Raw genomic sequence first — 14,703 nt, forward strand, 5'->3', positions numbered from 1 at the left:
GAGAATATCTTTCAGAGGCGCTGCTTGCAGATGCCGAGCTGCTGCGCCATCAGGACGAGATCGGCGAACGTACGCGCACGCATCTTGCGCATGGCCTGCCCGCGATGAATCTTGACCGTGACCTCGCTGATACCGATCTGGCTCGCGATCTGCTTGTTGAGCAGGCCGGACACGGCCAGCGTCATGACCTCGGTCTCGCGCGGCGTCAGCGCCTCGTAGCTGGCGCGCAGCGTCGCCGCCTGCCGCAGTTCCAGGCGGCGTGCACGATCCTTGTCGAGCGCGGCAGACACGGCGTCGAGCAAATCCTGGTCGCGAATCGGCTTGGCCATGAAGTCCTCGGCGCCAGCCTTCATCGCCGCCACGGTCATCGCAATGTCGCCGTAGCCGGTCATGAAGATGATGGGGATGTTGACGCCCATCTGGGCCAGCCGGGTCTGGAGGTCGAGCCCGCTCGGCCCGCGCAGCCGCACATCGAGCACGAGGCAGCACGGCACGTCGGGAATGGTGAACTCGAGCAGTTCGGCGGCCGAGGCGAACAGCGCCACCTCCATGCCCACCGAGCGGAACAGGTTGCCCAGGCCCGCGCGCAGCATCGCGTCGTCGTCGACAACCAGCACCAGCGCATTGTCGCGCGTGCTGTCGTCAGCGGGCTCCAGGCTATTCGATGTCACGTTTTCTCTCCCTGTCCGCGGGGGTGGTCCCGGGTATCTGCTGCGAATTATATCGAGGACAGCGAGATGCCCCGCCGGCCACCACGGACGCAGCGCCCCGCATTTCAACATAGTCAGCGCGGACATGCCATTCATACCATCGGGTTAGTTGGCCAAACGCGGCGCAGGCGCCACCATGTCATCCGCAAACACGACTGGCCGCGCGTGGCGGGTTTCCTGCCGCCCGGTGTCGACCGCCGCTTAGCCGATCGCACGAGAAACTAATACGATCGAACAGTAGCTGTCAGCGGGACAGGCGCTTAGTCTTCCGCCGGGCTGTTACCACCAGCATGCCCCAATCCCTTGCCAATGTTTCCTGGAGCAATACCATGTCCAATCCGAAGCTCGAAGTCCTGACCCCGCAAAACAGCCAGCTCATCATCATCGACCACCAGCCGCAGATGGCCTTCGGCGTCCAGTCGATGGACCGCCAGGCGCTGAAGAACAACGTCGTGGGTCTGGCCAAGGCGGCCAAGATCTTCAACGTGCCGACCACCATCACGACGGTGGAAAGCGAGTCGTTCTCGGGCTTCACGTACCCGGAGATCCTGGACGTGTTCCCGAACCAGAAGACGCTCGAGCGCACCTCGATGAACTCGTGGGACGACCAGAAGGTGCGTGACGCCCTGGCCGCCAACGGCCGCAAGAAGGTGGTCGTGGCCGGTCTCTGGACCGAAGTCTGCAACACCACCTTCGCGCTGTGCGCGATGCTGGAAGGCGACTACGAGATCTACATGGTCGCCGATGCCTCGGGCGGCACCTCGAAGGAAGCCCACGACTACGCCATGCAGCGCATGGTGCAGGCCGGCGTGGTGCCGGTGACCTGGCAGCAGGTGCTGCTGGAGTGGCAGCGCGACTGGGCCCACCGCGACTCCTATGACGCCGTGATGAAGCTCGTCAAGGAGCACTCGGGCGCCTACGGCATGGGCGTGGACTACGCCTACACGATGGTCCACAAGGCCGCCCAGCGCACCGCCACGCCGCACGAGTCCGTGGCGCCGGTCGCCGCACGCTGATGTCCGCCGCCCCGCTGCCGCCTGCGGGAGCGGAGCGCTCCTCCGTCGCATCCTTCACATTCCTCGCCAGAACCGTCATGCAACCCCAAGAACAAATCGAAGCGCTCAATCCCTCGCGTCGCAAGCTGCTGGTCTCGGGCGCCGGCACCGTCGGCGTGGCCGCCGTCGCCGCGCTGTCCGCCACCACCCAGGCCAATGCAGCCGGCAAGCCGCAGGCTGGCGCCACCCATCACACTGCAGGAGGCAACACCATGAGCACCATCACCACCAAGGACGGCACGCAGATCTTCTACAAGGACTGGGGCTCGGGTCGCCCGGTCGTGTTCTCGCACGGCTGGCCGCTCAACGCGGACGCCTGGGACGCGCAGATGCTGTTCCTGGTGCAGAAGGGCTTCCGCGTGATCGCTCATGACCGTCGCGGCCATGGCCGCTCGGGCCAGCCGTCGCAGGGCAACAACATGGACACCTACGCCGATGATCTCGCCGCGCTGCTCGACGCGCTCGACATCAAGGGCGCCACGCTGGTCGGCCACTCCACTGGTGGCGGCGAAGTCACGCACTACATCGGCCGCCACGGCACCAAGCGCGTCGCCAAGGCCGTGCTGATCGGCGCCGTGCCGCCTATCATGGTCAAGACCGCCAACAACCCCAACGGCCTGCCGATGGACGTGTTCGATGGCATCCGCAAGGGCGTGACGGATAACCGCTCGCAGTTCTACAAGGACCTGGCCGTGCCGTTCTTCGGCTTCAACCGTCCGGGCGCCAAGGTCTCGCAAGGCACCATCGACGCCTTCTGGGCGCAGGGCATGGCCGGCGGCATCCTGGGCCAGTACGCGTGCATCAAGGAATTCTCGGAGGTGGACTACACCAACGACCTGAAGAAGATCGACGTGCCGACGCTGGTCATGCACGGCGACGACGACCAGATCGTGCCGATCGACAACGCCGGCAAGCTGTCCGCCAAGATCGTGAAGAACGCCACACTGAAGGTCTACCCCGGCGCGCCGCACGGCATGTGCGTGACCCACGCCGACCAGATCAACGCCGACCTGCTCGCCTTCCTCAACACCTGATCCCAGCCGCACCATGTCAGTTACCCGCCGGCATTTCATTGCCTCGGCTGCCGCACTCGGTGCGGCGGCTTCTTCGGAGCTCTTCGCCATGACATCCGCCACGCCAGACCTCATCCTTGTCAACGGCAAGTTCGCCACGCTCGACCGCGCCAACCCCCAGGCCGATGCCGTCGCCATCCAGAATGGCCGCTTCGTCGGCGTGGGCACGCGCCAGGACATCATGAAACTGGCCGGCACGCAGACGAAGATCGTCGACCTGAACGGCCGGCGGGCCATTCCCGGGCTGATCGACAGCCACATGCACATCATCCGGGGTGGCCTGAACTACAACATGGAACTGCGCTGGGACGGCGTGCGCTCGCTGGCAGACGCCATGCGCATGCTCAAGGACCAGGTCGCCCGTACCCCGGCTCCGCAATGGGTGCGCGTGGTGGGGGGCTTCACCGAGCACCAGTTCGCCGAGAAACGCCTGCCCACCATCGAGGAACTGAACGCCGCCGCGCCGGACACCCCGGTCTTCATCCTCCACCTGTACGACCGCGCCATCCTCAACGGCGCCGCGCTGCGTGCGGTGGGCTACAACAAAGACACCCCGAATCCCCCGGGCGGCGAGATCGTGCACGACAAGGCTGGCAACCCCACGGGCCTGCTGCTGGCCAAGCCCAACGCTACCATCCTGTACGCCACGCTGGCCAAGGGCCCGAAGCTGCCGCCGGAGTACCAGAAGAACTCCACGCGCCACTTCATGCGCGAAGTGAACCGGCTCGGCGTGACCGGCGTGATCGACGCCGGCGGCGGCTACCAGAACTATCCCGATGACTACAACATCATCGAGGAACTGCATAAGGAAGGCCAGCTCACGGTGCGGCTGGCCTATAACCTGTTCACGCAGAAGCCCAAGGAAGAACTGAGCGACTTCAAGACCTGGACCTCGACCGTCAAGCCGGGCCAGGGCGATGATCTCTACCGCCACAATGGCGCCGGCGAGATGCTGGTCTACACCGCGGCCGACTTCGAGGACTTCCGCGTCGAGCGGCCCGACATGCCCCCGTCGATGGAAGGCGACCTCGAGCCCGTGATCCGCCTGCTGGCCGAGAAGCGCTGGCCGTGGCGCCTGCACGCCACCTACAACGAGACCATCACGCGCGCGCTGGATGTCTACGAGAAAGTGGCCAAGGACATCCCGTTCGACGGCCTGAACTGGTTCTTCGACCACGCCGAGACCATCACCGATCGCAATATCGACCGCATCGCGGCATTGGGCGGCGGCATCGCCGTGCAGCACCGCATGGCCTACCAGGGCGAGTACTTCGTCGAACGCTACGGTGCCAAGGCCGCCGAGGCCACGCCGCCGATCAAGCGGATGCTGGAGAAAGGCGTCAAGGTGGGCGCCGGCACCGATGCCACGCGCGTGGCGTCCTACAACCCGTGGGTCTCGCTGTACTGGCTGACCACGGGCAAGACCGTGGGCGGCATGGCGATGTACCCGCAGGCCAACCTGCTCGACCGCGAAACCGCGCTGCGCCTCTGGACCGAGGCCAACACGTGGTTCTCGTCGGAAGTCGGCAAGAAGGGCCAGATCAAGGTGGGCCAGCTGGCCGACGTGGCCGTGCTGTCGCAGGACTACTTCAGCGTGCCGGGCGACGACATCCAGGACATCACCTCGGTGATGACGATCCTGGGCGGCAAGGTGGTCTACGGCGACAGCGAGTTCAACAAGCTCTCGCCCGAGATTCCGCCAGCCATGCCGGACTGGTCGCCGGCCCGCCACGGCAGCCAGTACCAGCCGCGCCCGCAAGCGAAGGCTCTCGCGCTGGCCACCGCCTGCGGCTGCGCCAGTTCCTGCGGCGTGCACGGCCACGCGCACGCCAAGGCGTGGACGTCGAGCGTGCCGACGGCTGACGAAAGCTCGTTCTGGGGCGCGCTGGGCTGCTCGTGCTGGGCGTTCTGATGCCCCTGTTCCTTGATTGCTGACCGGAGACCGGCCATGGCTGATACCACTTCCTCGATGAGATCGGCCACGGCCGGCTCGGGCATCCTGCCGCGCTGGGTGCGCTGGGTCGCCCTACTGCTGCTCTGCGGCGCCTATATCCAGGGCGGCCTCGTCAAGCTGTTCGACTTCCCCGGCGCGGTGGCCGAGATGGAGCACTTCGGCCTCACGCCGGCCGTGCCCATGGCCGTCGCCACGATCGTGCTGGAGCTGGGCGCCGCCGCGCTGATTCTGCTCGGCCGCTGGCGCTGGCTGGGCGCGCTGGCGCTGGCCGTGTTCACGGTCGCCGCCACGTTCATGGCCAACCGCTTCTGGAGCGCGCCGCCCGAAGCCCGCTTCATGCTCGCCAACGCCTTCTTCGAGCATCTGGGCCTGGCCGGGGCCTTCGTGCTCGTGGCGTGGGAAGACCTCCGCAGACACTGATTCCATGGCCGATTCCCGCTCCTCCTCCACCACTGCCGCCAGCCCTGCCGGCGGCACCTTCGCACCGCTCGCCCAGAGCACGTTCGCCGTGCTCTGGGCCGCCACCATTCTCGGCAACATCGGCAGCTTTATGCGCGACGTGGCCAGCGCATGGCTGGCCACGGACCTGTCTTCCTCCCCCGCCGCCGTGGCCACGATCCAGGCCGCCGCCACGCTGCCCGTGTTCCTGCTGGCCATTCCGGCCGGCGTGCTGTCGGACATCCTCGACCGGCGCCGCTTCCTGATCGTCATCCAGTTCGGCATGGCGGCGGTCAGCGGCACGCTGATGCTGCTCGCCTGGAATCAGGCGCTGACCATCGAGATCCTGATCGCGATGGCCTTCGCCGGCGGCATCGGCGCGGCCATGATGGGGCCCACGTGGCAGTCGATCGTGCCGGAACTGGTGCCGATGCAGGAGCTGAAGCGCGCCGTGGCGCTCAACGCGCTGGGCGTGAACATCGCGCGCGCCATCGGGCCTGCTGCCGGCGGCCTGCTGCTGGCCGCGTTCGGCGCGGCCACCACCTACGGGCTGGACCTGCTCAGCTATATCTTCGTGATTGCCGCGCTGCTCTGGTGGAAGCGCCCCGAGCGCGCCACCGACCCGCTGCGCGAGCATTTCTTCGGCGCCTTCCGCGCCGGCCTGCGCTTCACGCGCGCCCACAGCCAACTCCACGTAGTACTGGCGCGCGCCGCCGTCCATTTCGCGTTCGGCAGCAGCATCTGGGCGCTGCTGCCGCTGGTCGCCAAGCAGTTGCTGCACGGGGGCGCCAGCCTCTACGGCGTGCTGCTGGGCGGCGTGGGCGCCGGCGCCATCCTCGGCGCGCTGATCATGCCCAAGCTGCAACGCCGGCTCGATGCCGATGGCATGGTGCTGCTCTCCGCCCTCGTCACGGCGGGCGTCATGGCGGTGCTGTCCGTGGCGCCGCCGGTCTGGATCGCCCTGCCGCTGCTGTTGCTGCTCGGTGCGGCATGGATTTCCGCGCTGACCACGCTCGGCGGCGTGGCGCAGGCGATTCTGCCGAACTGGGTGCGCGGCCGTGCGCTGGCGGTCTACCAGATGGTGTTCAACGGGGCGATGGCCGGCGGCAGCCTGCTGTGGGGCTTCGTGGCACAAGAGACCGGCACGCCGAACGCGCTGCTGATCGCGGCGGCGGGGCTGGTCGTGGCCGCGCTGCTCCTGCACCGCCTGCGCCTGCCGCAGGGCGAGGAAGACCTTGTCCCGGCACGGCACTGGCCTCAGCCGGAGATGGCGGGTGAGATCGCCCAGGACCGTGGCCCGGTCATGATCCTGATCGAGTACTGCGTCACCGCCGCGGATCGCGACGCCTTCCTGCGCGCCGTGCACAAGCTGTCCGACGAGCGCCTGCGCGACGGCGCGTTCAACTGGGGCGTGATGGAGGACCCGGCCGACCCCGAACTGCTGACCGAGTGGTTCCTGGTCGAATCCTGGGCCGAACACATGCGCCAGCACGAGCGCGTGCACCACGCCGACGCCGACCTCCAGCGCGATGTCACGCGCTACCACACCGGCGCCACGCCGCCCCGCGTGCGCCACCTGCTGGGCGTTGGCCTGCCCCCGGGCAAGCCGGCTGTCTGACCCCTCCCATTTATATCGAGACCATCATGAAGCTCTATCTCGTCTCCCTGGGCGCCGGCATTCTCGTCGGCATCATCTACGCGCTGATGCAGGTGCGCTCCCCGGCGCCGCCCGTGGTGGCACTGATCGGCCTGCTGGGCATGCTGATCGGCGAGCAGGTCGTGCCGCCGATCAAGCGCATGCTGGCCGGCGAGCCGGTCACCGCCGCGTGGTTCCACAGCGAATGCGTGCCGAAGATCACCGGCGCGCCGCCCAGCACGCTGACCGCAGCCAACAAGGCCGAGGCCGCCAACCCCAACGAGAGCCAGCGCTGACCCCATGCCGTACCGACGTCTTGTATCGCCGCGCGTCGCCGCGCTGGGGTTGGGGTTGGGACTGTGCGTGGCCGGCGGGCCTGCCGCAGCGCAGAGTTCCGTGACCATCTACGGCCGCCTCAACACGGCCATCGAATATAGCCGCGCCAGCACGGCCACCGACGGCACCGCGCTGGGCAGCGTGGTGCGGCAGACCAACTACCGCTCCGTGTTCGGCCTGCGCGGCGAGGAAGGTCTCGGCGGCAGCCTGAAGGCGCTGTGGCAGATCGAGAGCAACCTGTCGCTCGATACCGGCCAGGGCCAGATCGCCAGCCGCAACTCGCGCGTCGGCCTCCAGGGCGACTACGGCCTGCTGTTCATGGGGCACTGGCAGACGCCCTATACCGAGTCGACGGCGGCCTACGACCCGTACTACCCGACCACCGCCGGCTACATGGCGCTGATCGGCAACGGCTCCACGTCCTCGTCGGACAACGTGCAGGACACCAGTTCGTTCGATCGCCGCCAGAAGAACATCGTGCAATATCGCTCGCCGCAGTTCGGTGGCGTAAGCGTCTGGCTGGGCTGGGGGCTGCCGGAGGAGAAGACCACCGTGGCGCGCAATCCGGCGCTGTACTCGGCGGCGGCGGTCTACGAGCGCGGCCCGCTGAACGCAACCCTGGCCTACGAGGTGCACCAGCACTACCAGGCCGCCGGCCGCAACGACGACGCCATCAAGGTCGGCGTGGCCTACCAGCTGTTCGCCGGCACGCGCGTCTCCGCCATCTACGAGCACCTGCACTACCGCACCGACACCGGCGACCTCCAGCGCAACGGCTACTATGCCTCGCTGGTGCAGCAGCTCGGCCCCGGCAGCGTGCGGATCGGCTTCGCCTATGCCGCCAATGGCACGGGCTCGTCCACGGACACCGTCGGCTTTTTCCGGAGCGGCTCCGGCACGGGCGCCACGCAGGTGACGGTTGGCTACGACTACCCGCTCTCCAAGCGCACGGCCCTGTTCGCCTGGTATAGCCGGATCAACAACCGCCCGAACGCGGTCTACGACTTCGCCATCAACGAGCTTGGCGTCAGCGCGGGGGCCGATCCGCAGACCTTTGCCCTGGGCATGCGCCACTATTTCTGAAGCGCTGCAAGACATACCTAGGTATGAGTCCGCCGGCGAGGTCCGGCGCGGCTGCCGTGTGGGACGGGCGCCGACAATACCACCGTATGATATGGGCCGCGCCCGCCTGGCAGTATGCTGTGAGCAAGCGATGGGGGCCCCGAATCGGCCCCGTCATCGCTCCGGACTACTCAAGGAATCCCGTGTGACTGCCACCCCGGTGATCGCCATCGTCGACGACGACGCGTCGGTCCGACACGCCCTGGGACGGCTCGTGCGCTCGTTCGACCTCGCCGTCGCGCTGTACGGCAGCGGCGAGGAACTGCTGCAATCGGCCGCCCTCGATACGGTTTCCTGCCTGATAACCGACGTACAGATGCCCGAGATGAACGGGTTCGAGCTGTGCGAGGCCCTGCGGGCGCGCGACCTGCACATGCCCGTGATCTTCATGACCGCGTTCGCACAGGCGGGCTACGAAGCCCGCGCCGTGGCCGCCAGCGCGGCATGCTTCCTGCACAAGCCTTTCCTCGACACGGCTATCATTGCGTGCATCGAGCGCGCGCTGGCGCCCGCCCCGGAAGATCCCGGCGCCTAGCGCGGCGCAACGCCCCACCCCCGCCCCGTTGTCCGCACCAGCCCCACCGGTGCGGCGGCCAGCAATAGACGCCTCACGATGACGCCGTACGACACAAGCCAGGCCGCCGCAGTATCGCTGGACGAGTACGCCCTCACGCCGCTCTGCCACAACGGCATCGTCGCGCTCTCGCGCGGCTTCCACGTCGAGGATGGCAGCACCCTGCTGGTGGCGCACGCGGCGTCGGTACTCACCGAGGGCGAGGCCGTGCGCCGGTTCCACAATGAATTCGGTCTCGTCGCCCTGCTGCAACCGGCCTGGGCGATGGTGCCGCGCGCCTGCGTGCAGTACCAGGGCGGCGTGGCACTGGTGTACGAGGACACCGGCGCGGTGCCGCTGGCGAACTTGCCGCCCGCGCCGCTGCCGGTGACACGGCTGCTGTCCGTTGCCGAGAGTGCCAGCCAGGCCCTGCGTGCCGCGCACGAGGCGGGGCTGATCCACAAGGCGATCATGCCGTCGGCCCTGCTCGTCGACGCGCACGGCCGGTGCCGGCTCACGCGCTTCGGGCTGGCCGCCGCGCAGCAGTGTGACATCGCCGACGCGCTGGCGCCCCACACGCTGGCCGGGAGCGAGGGGCTGGCCTATATGTCGCCCGAGCACACCGGCCGCACCCGCAACGGGCTGGACGCGCGCAGCGACCTCTATTCGCTCGGCGTGGTGCTCTACCGCCTGGCCACGGGCCAGCTACCGTTCGCCGCGCGCGATCCGGCCGACGCCAACGAGTGGATCCACGCCCACGTGGCCAGCGAACCGCTGCCGCCCCATCGGCTGGCGGCCGGCGTGCCGGAAGCGCTGTCGCTGCTGATCATGAAGCTGCTCGACAAGCGCCCGAGCCGGCGCTACCAGTCCGCGGCGGGGCTGGAAGCGGATATCCGGCGTTGCCGGGCCGCGTGGAGCACGCTCGGCCGCATCGACGTCTTCGAACTGGGCCGCCGCGACCAGCCCGCCGAACTCGAACTGCCGGACCGGCTCCACGCCCGCGACGCCGAGCTGCGCGAACTCGCCGAAGCCTACGCGCACGTCGCCCTCACGGGCCAGCATGCGCTGGTGACGGTAAGCGGGCCGTCCGGCATCGGCAAGTCCGCCCTGATGCGGGCGTTTGTCGATGGCCTGCGCCAGCAGCAGGTCTGCTGCGCGGTGGGCAAGGCCGACCAGTTCCGGCACGAGACCCCCTACGCGGCTATCGCGGAAGCCTTCCACGGGCTGGTCATCGACATCCTCGGCCAGCCCGAGGAGCGCGTGCGCCACTGGCAGGCGCGCGTCAGCCACAGCCTGGGCCCGTATGCGCGCACCGCCGTGGGCATCGCGCCCGCGCTCGCGGCGCTGACCGGCCCGCTGCCCGCCCCGCCGAGGGGGAGCGGCGCCGATACGGCCGTGCATTTCGATCTGGCGATGCGCAACCTCGTCGGCACGTTCGGGCTGCCGGAGCGTCCGCTGGTGCTGGTGATCGAGGATTTCCAGTGGCTCGACCCATCTTCCCGGCAGCTACTGGCGCGCCTGCTGGACTGCGCCACGCCGCTGCCGCTGCTGCTCGTGGGCAGCACGCGAGCGGCGGGCGATGCGCTGGGTCAATCAGACGGTCGATCGGTAGATCCCCCACAAGATCGCCCGCAGGACCACCATCTCGCGCTGCAACCACTCGACGTGGAGGCTGTCGGCACGCTGCTGGCCGAAACGCTGCGCGCCCGCCGCCGCGACCTCCAGCCGCTGGCGGGGCTGGTCCACGCCAAGACCTTCGGCAACCCGTTCTTCGTCGGCCAGTTCATCAAGACCATGGTCGATGACCGGCTCGTCACCTACTCGCCCGACGAGGGCAGCTGGCAGTACGACTTCCAGCGCATTGCGCAGCACGCCTACACCGACAACGTCGCCGACATGGTGCTCCAGCGCCTGGAGCGGCTGCCGCCGCGCACGCGCCAACTGCTCGGCGGCATGGCGTGCCTGGGCCGGCAGTCGGACGTGGCGCTGGTCTGCGCCGCGTTCGAGGTGGAGGAAGGGGCGCTGCACGCCCTGCTGGCCCCGGCGCGCGCCGCCGACGCCATCGGCCTGCAGGAGCCCCACTACGTGTTCTCGCACGACCGCGTGCAGGAGGCCGCCCACGCGCTGCTGACGCCCGAGGAGCGCGACCGCGTGCACCTGCGCGTAGGCCGGCTGCTGCGCGATGCCTCCGATACGGCCGAAGGCACCCTGCGCGACGACACCCTGTTCCGCGCCACCGAGATGCTGGCGCAGGTGGTAGAGCTGATCACCGATGCCGACGAGGCCATCCAGTCCGCGCGGCTGAGCCTGGCCGCCGCCACGCGCGCACGCCGCGCCATCGCCTATCCGGCCGCGCTGGACGCCGTCACCGCCGGCCTCGCCTTCGTGCGCACCGCGCGTGTGCAAGGCCATGCCGGTGCCGGCGAGGTGGAATTCGCGCTGCTGCGCGAGCGCTGCGCGTGCCTGCTCCAGCAAGGCCGGCTGCCGGAGGCGCTGACGCTGGCCGAAACGCTGCTCGATGCGGACGCGCCCGCCCGCCAGCTTGCCGAGGTCTACCGGCTCAAGACCGAACTGCATACCCGGCGCTCGGAGAACGCGCTGGCGGTGGAAACGGCCATCCGGGGGCTGCGGATGTTCGGCATTTCGCTGTCCGCGCATCCATCGGCAGCGGACGCCGACGCCGCCTACCGGGCCATCGCGGCGCGGCTGGATCGCCCTGGACTCAAGGCGCTGGCGCACCTTCCGCAGATGTCGGAGCCCGATGTGAAGGCGGCCATGGCGCTGCTGGCCGCGCTCTCCGTGCCCGCCAGTTTCGTCGACGAGCACCTGGTGTTCCTGGAGCTGTGCGAGATGATGTGGCTGACGCTCGCGCACGGCATCAGCGGCCCGTCCACCGCTGCGCTGGGCTGGCTCGGCGTGCTGGTCTGCCACCGCTTCGCGGCCTACGAGGACGGCTTCCGCTACGGCGAGATGGCGCGGGAACTGGTCACGCGGCATGGCTACGTCGCGTATGAAGCCCGCACGCTGCTGCCGCTCGACCAGCTCAGCGTGTGGACGCAGCCGCTGGGCTACTCGACCGACTGCGCCCGGGCGGGCTTCGCGGCCGGCGTCGCCAACGGCGACGTGACCACGGCGTGTTTCCTCTGCTGCCATCTGGTGAGCAACCGGCTAGCACGCGGCGACACGCTCGACGAGGTTTCCGCCGAAATCACCAGCGGACTCAACTTCGTGCGGGAGACCGGCTTCCACGACGTGGAAGCCATCCTGCTGCTGCAACAGCGCTTTGTCGACGGGCTGCGCGAAGCGGAATTCCCGCTCGGCGCCGACGCGCCCACCGCGCTCGACGGCCACGACCTCGCCCGCACGCCGGCGCGGGAGCGCATGTCCACGCTGGAGTTCTGGTACTGGCTCTATCGCGCCACGCTGCAATACCTGGCTGGCAGGCACGCCGAAGCCGCCGCGAGCCTGGAGACGGCCGGGACGCTCGCGTGGTCCGCGCCGGCCCATATCCATCAGGTCGATTTCCATCTCTATCGCGCGCTGACGCTGGCCGCCAGCACGCCCGACGCGGCGGCGCGCGCCACGCTTACCGAGGACGCCAGCAAGCTGCGCCGCTGGGCCGACGCCAATCCGATCACCTTCACCGACAAGGCGCTGCTCGTGGAAGGGGAGCTGGCGCGGCTCGATGGCGACGGACTGGGAGCGATGACGCGCTACGAGCAGGCCATCGCCCATGCCACGGCGCACGGCTTCGTGCACACGGCCGCGCTGGCGCACGAACGCGCCGGCCACTATTGCATGGCGGCCGGCCTGACCACCGCCGCACGCGGCCACCTGCGCGCGGCGCATGACCGCTATCGGCAATGGGGCGCGACGGGCAAGGCTCGCCACATGGCCGCCACCTACCCGCAATTGTTCGATGCGGCGCGTGGCCCGGCCTATGTGCTCGCCAACGGCAAGCGCATCCGCGACGTGGAAAGCGTGATCCGCGCCTCGCGCGCGCTGACCGACGAGATCCGGCTCGACAAGCTGGTGGACACGCTGATGACCATCACGCTCGAATACGCCGCCGCGCAGCGTGGGCTGCTGATCCGCCTCCAGGGCAAGGCGCCGATCATCGAGGCGCGCGCCCACACCTCGCCCGCCGGTATCCGCGTGCAGCTGGCGCAGGGCGCCCCCGCCGCCGATGACCTGCCGATGTCGATGTTCCACACCGTCATCCGCACCGGCCGACCGGTGATGGTGGGCCACGCGACCGGCACCAACCCGTTCGGGCTCGACCCCTACTTCGCGGCCCACACGCAGTGCGCGGCCATCTGCATCCCGATGTCGCGGCACAACACGCTGATTGGCGCGCTGTACCTCGAAAATCGCCTGCTCGGCGACGGCTTCACGCCCGAGCAGACCGAGGTGCTCGAACTGATCGCCTCGCAGGCCGCTATTTCGCTGCGCACGGCACGGCTCTACGAAGACCTGCTGGCCGAGAACGACCGCCGGCAGCAGGTGGAACGCGCGCTGCGTGCGAGCCAGGCCTCGCTGAGCATGGGCGAGAGCGTCAGCCACACCGGTAGCTGGCGCTGGGACCTGCGGCTGCAAGCGATCTCTTGCTCCGATGAGATGCGCCGCATCTTCGAACTCGACACGGCGCGCGCCCACTTCGCGCTGGAGGATTTCGGCGCCCGGATGCATCCCGACGACCGCGCCGCCGCGCTGCACACCATCATCCAGTGCGTGTCCGACAAGGTGCCCATCCACCTGGAGTACCGCATCGTGCGCGGCGACGGCGCGGTCCGCCATGTGGAAGGCATTGGCAAGCCGCTGGTGACGGACGGCGAGATACTCGAGTACGTCGGCACGGTCACGGACGTGACCACGCGCCGCCATGCCGACGACGCGCTGCGCAACGCGCAGGCCGACCTCGCGCGGGTGGCGCGTGCCACCACGGTGGGCCAGCTCACGGCCTCCATCGCTCACGAGATCAACCAGCCGCTGATGTCCATCGTCTCGAATGCCGGCGCAAGCCTGCGCTGGCTGGCGCGCAGCAAGCCCGAGATCGAGTACGCGCGCGAGGGCCTCCAGGCCATCGCCAGCGAGGGGCAGCGCGCCGGCGACATGATCCGCAGCCTGCAGGGGCTTACGCGCAACGCCGCGCCCGTGCTGGCCGAGGTGGACATGCACGAGTCCATCCGCCATATCCTCGCCATCTCGCGCAGCGAGATCGAACGCCGGCAGGTGTCCGTGCAACTGGCGCTGCATGCCGACGCCTTCTGCGTGTTCGGTGACGGCGTGCAGCTCCAGCAGGTGCTGCTGAACCTCGTGGTCAATGCCGTGGAGGCGATGGGCGACATCACCAACCGCGCCCGCCTGCTGACGATGGGCACGCGCGTCACCGGCGACAACATGCTGGAAGTCAGCGTTTCGGACACCGGGGCGGGGCTCGACGAGGGCGCCATCGACCAGGTGTTCGAACCGTTCTACACGACCAAGGAGAACGGCATGGGCATGGGGCTGGCCATCTGCCGCTCCATCGTCGAAGCCCACAAGGGCCGGCTCCGCGCCACGGCGCGCACGCCGCACGGCACCGAGTTCTCGTTCACGCTGCCGCTGTGTTGGCCGCTGGGCGGGTGAGGGACCGGAGCGCCAGCCGCCGCACATTCCAGACATTCCATACCCGGGGATAGTCGTCACAAACCGATGCACAGGCGCCCCCATGCGCGGGGACGAGTGTGCTGGCGGCGGGACACGCCTAAGCTGGAGACCTGCCGGATGCCGGCCTGATCCCCGGAGAGATGCATGTCCCGAATCGCCTTCCCCTTCACGCTTCCT

Annotated in this window: 10 protein-coding genes; 9 read left to right on the forward strand and 1 reads right to left on the reverse strand. The window is 68.8% G+C overall.

The genetic code is table 11. The annotated features are described in order from the left end of the window. Positions 1–11: 11 nt before the first annotated feature. Positions 12–671 carry a response regulator transcription factor gene (locus tag AC1DFU_RS08790; RefSeq protein WP_092294832.1) on the reverse strand — a complete coding sequence of 220 codons (660 nt, stop codon included), beginning with the start codon at positions 669–671 and terminating at the stop codon, positions 12–14. A gap of 368 nt (positions 672–1,039) precedes the next feature. On the opposite strand from AC1DFU_RS08790, the gene AC1DFU_RS08795 reads away from it, so the two are divergent. The 9 genes from AC1DFU_RS08795 to AC1DFU_RS08835 all read left to right on the forward strand — a co-directional run bounded on the left by AC1DFU_RS08795 (position 1,040) and on the right by AC1DFU_RS08835 (position 14,505). Then, entirely contained in the window at positions 1,040–1,726 is a 687-nt protein-coding gene (locus tag AC1DFU_RS08795; protein WP_092294830.1) for a hydrolase, read from the forward strand. Positions 1,727–1,977: 251 nt separating this feature from the next. Beyond that, entirely contained in the window at positions 1,978–2,799 is an 822-nt protein-coding gene (locus AC1DFU_RS08800) for an alpha/beta fold hydrolase (protein ID WP_092295101.1), read from the forward strand. A gap of 13 nt (positions 2,800–2,812) precedes the next feature. Beyond that, a complete protein-coding gene (locus tag AC1DFU_RS08805) occupies positions 2,813–4,750 on the forward strand; it encodes an amidohydrolase (RefSeq protein ID WP_092294828.1) in 1,938 nt (645 codons plus the stop codon). A gap of 36 nt (positions 4,751–4,786) precedes the next feature. Then, positions 4,787–5,212: a DoxX family protein gene (locus AC1DFU_RS08810; RefSeq protein ID WP_092294826.1), complete on the forward strand. Its 426-nt coding sequence runs from the start codon at positions 4,787–4,789 to the stop codon at positions 5,210–5,212. Between the two features lie 4 nt (positions 5,213–5,216). Beyond that, complete coding sequence (locus AC1DFU_RS08815; protein WP_441592761.1) at positions 5,217–6,848, forward strand: MFS transporter; 1,632 nt, start codon at positions 5,217–5,219, stop codon at positions 6,846–6,848. Between the two features lie 26 nt (positions 6,849–6,874). Further along, on the forward strand, positions 6,875–7,162 hold the full coding sequence (locus tag AC1DFU_RS08820; RefSeq protein ID WP_092294822.1) for a XapX domain-containing protein: 288 nt from the start codon (positions 6,875–6,877) through the stop codon (positions 7,160–7,162). 4 nt (positions 7,163–7,166) lie between these two features. After that, positions 7,167–8,285, forward strand: coding sequence for a porin (locus AC1DFU_RS08825; RefSeq protein WP_092294820.1), 1,119 nt, complete (start codon positions 7,167–7,169; stop codon positions 8,283–8,285). 184 nt (positions 8,286–8,469) lie between these two features. Further along, the gene (locus AC1DFU_RS08830) at positions 8,470–8,859 is read left to right on the forward strand and encodes a response regulator transcription factor (protein ID WP_441592763.1); all 390 of its coding nucleotides are present in this window, start codon (positions 8,470–8,472) and stop codon (positions 8,857–8,859) included. Positions 8,860–8,937: 78 nt separating this feature from the next. Further along, positions 8,938–14,505, forward strand: coding sequence for a trifunctional serine/threonine-protein kinase/ATP-binding protein/sensor histidine kinase (locus AC1DFU_RS08835; RefSeq protein ID WP_441592764.1), 5,568 nt, complete (start codon positions 8,938–8,940; stop codon positions 14,503–14,505). Positions 14,506–14,703 lie beyond the last annotated feature (198 nt).

This window comes from Cupriavidus sp. 10L45, from assembly GCF_056395225.1.

What these genes read in the sequence shown, in the direction of transcription:
- AC1DFU_RS08795 (WP_092294830.1), top strand. Translation starts at nt 1,040, where the DNA reads ATGTCCAATCCGAAGCTCGAAGTCCTGACCCCGCAAAACAGCCAGCTC.
- AC1DFU_RS08800 (WP_092295101.1), top strand. Translation starts at nt 1,978, where the DNA reads ATGAGCACCATCACCACCAAGGACGGCACGCAGATCTTCTACAAGGAC.
- AC1DFU_RS08805 (WP_092294828.1), top strand. Translation starts at nt 2,813, where the DNA reads ATGTCAGTTACCCGCCGGCATTTCATTGCCTCGGCTGCCGCACTCGGT.
- AC1DFU_RS08810 (WP_092294826.1), top strand. Translation starts at nt 4,787, where the DNA reads ATGGCTGATACCACTTCCTCGATGAGATCGGCCACGGCCGGCTCGGGC.
- AC1DFU_RS08815 (WP_441592761.1), top strand. Translation starts at nt 5,217, where the DNA reads ATGGCCGATTCCCGCTCCTCCTCCACCACTGCCGCCAGCCCTGCCGGC.
- AC1DFU_RS08820 (WP_092294822.1), top strand. Translation starts at nt 6,875, where the DNA reads ATGAAGCTCTATCTCGTCTCCCTGGGCGCCGGCATTCTCGTCGGCATC.
- AC1DFU_RS08825 (WP_092294820.1), top strand. Translation starts at nt 7,167, where the DNA reads ATGCCGTACCGACGTCTTGTATCGCCGCGCGTCGCCGCGCTGGGGTTG.
- AC1DFU_RS08835 (WP_441592764.1), top strand. Translation starts at nt 8,938, where the DNA reads ATGACGCCGTACGACACAAGCCAGGCCGCCGCAGTATCGCTGGACGAG.